We start from the raw sequence: 1,747 nt of genomic DNA, 5'->3' as shown, positions 1-1,747 counted from the left end.
GCAGCGGCCACCAGCGCGGCAGCCGGCGCAGCCGGGCCCGCAGCCGGCCGCCCGCCCGCCGCGCGCCCAGTGCGGGCAGGGTCGCCCCGTCCCTTCCCGCCGCCGTCTCGTTCTGCACGTTCTCGGCCATGGCGAGGCCTACCTGTTCGAGAGCTGGGACGGGGCGGGCGGCCGGGCCGGATCCGGCAGCGATACGCCCGGCGCTTCGAGCGCCACGGCCCGGCCCTGTGGCGGGGGCATCGCCACAGGGCTCCGCCACCGTGCCGGGGCGGCGGCCACGGCCTGTTCGTACACGGACATCAGCGCCTCGGCGCTGCGCGTGATGTCGTAGCGCCGCACCACCGGCGGGACCGGCAGCCGGCCCGGCCCGTGCCGCCGCAACTCCCGCAGCGCGGTGGCCAGTTCATGGACGCCGGGGCTGAAGCGCCGGGCGCCGGGCGCCTGGTCCTGGGGCAGTTCGTCGACCGCCGGGCAGCTGCCGTACAGCACATGCAGCCCTGAGGCGAGCGCCTCCAGGACGGCCAGGCCGAAGGCCTCGTCCGGGGACGGTGAGACAAAGACGTCGATGGCCGCCAGCAGACCGGGGATGTCGGGCCCGGCGCCCGGCCGGTCGTCGGCGACCGGGCCGACCGCGCCGCCGCGCTCGCCCAGCAGATGGATCCGGTCGCCCGAACCGAACTGCTCCGCCATCCGCCGCAGCATCTCCCGCTCCGGCCCCTCGCCCGCCAACAGCAGGTGTACGCCGGGGAGTTGGGTCACCGCCCGGACCAGGACATCGAACCGTTTGCCGGGCACCAGCCGCCCGACACCGCCGACCACGAAGGCGTCCAGCGGCAGCCCGAGCCGGGTGCGGACCAGGGCGCGGGCGGCCGGGTCGAAGCCGAAGCGGTGCGCCTCGATGCCGTTGGGCACCACATGGATCCGCCGCTCCGGCACGCCCCAGCGGCGCAGCCGGGCGGCGACGGTGTCCGAGACGGCGACCGTCGCCGCCCCCAGCCGTTCGGTCGCCCGGTAGAGCGTGCGCACGCCACGGGTCAGCCGGCGGCCCTCGATGACCGCGTCGCCCAGGGAGTGCTCGGTGGCGACCACGGCCCGTACGCCGGCCAGCCGGGCGGCGATCCGGCCGTAGACACAGGCCCGGTAGAGGTGGGTGTGCACCAGGTCGTAACCGCCGCCGCGGATCAGCCCGGTGAGCCGGGGGAGCGCGGTCAGATCGCGGTTGCCGGTCATGCCGAGGTGGGTGACGGGCGTGCCGTCGGCCTCGATGCCCTCCGCGACCGCGCCCGGATTGGTCAGGGTGATGACCTCGCACTGCGCGGGCAGCCGGCGCAGCAGCAGACGCAGCTGCTGCTCGGCGCCGCCCATGTCGAGGCCCGTGATGACATGCAGAACCTTCATCTGATGCCTCCAGTGGTGGCGGCCGGGGTGGTGGTCTCTTCGGTGTCGTCGGCGGCACCGGCGATCTCGGTGACCGAGTGGTACATCAGCACCCACGGCGGGGCGCTGCGGCCGTGGCGGGCGCGACGGGCGGCGGGGACGGGGGCGCGGGGCGGCGCCGGTTCAACGGGCATGGGCGAGTTTTCCTTTGACGGCGACGAGCAACTGCCGGACCTCGGGGGCCCGAACGGTCAAGGCGGTACCGGCGAAGGCGACGGGCACCGGCAGCGCGCCCGCTGCCGCGCCGGGCAGCGGCTGTGCGGACAGCGCTGCGAACGGGCCGGCCACCGCGGCGGCCACGGCGGCGGCG

2 protein-coding genes and 1 pseudogene are annotated in these 1,747 nt (G+C 76.1%); all 3 read right to left on the bottom strand.

The annotated features are described in order from the left end of the window. Window positions 1–138: 138 nt before the first annotated feature. A complete protein-coding gene (locus DY245_RS33045) occupies window positions 139–1,398 on the bottom strand; it encodes a glycosyltransferase (RefSeq protein WP_128510843.1) in 1,260 nt (419 codons plus the stop codon). Continuing rightward, window positions 1,395–1,571, bottom strand: coding sequence for a hypothetical protein (locus tag DY245_RS44890; protein WP_181923985.1), 177 nt, complete (start codon window positions 1,569–1,571; stop codon window positions 1,395–1,397). The genes DY245_RS33045 and DY245_RS44890 overlap by 4 nt, the downstream gene beginning before the upstream one ends. Beyond that, window positions 1,561–1,747, bottom strand: a pseudogene (locus tag DY245_RS44885) (hypothetical protein); the annotation flags it as partial. The pseudogene DY245_RS44885 and the gene DY245_RS44890, both read right to left, overlap by 11 nt.

It is taken from the genome of Streptomyces inhibens, from assembly GCF_003389455.1.
Classification (GTDB): domain Bacteria; phylum Actinomycetota; class Actinomycetes; order Streptomycetales; family Streptomycetaceae; genus Streptomyces; species Streptomyces inhibens.
The sequence above is the reverse complement of the archived record's forward strand: the minus strand, read 5'-3'. Positions and strand labels throughout refer to the sequence as shown.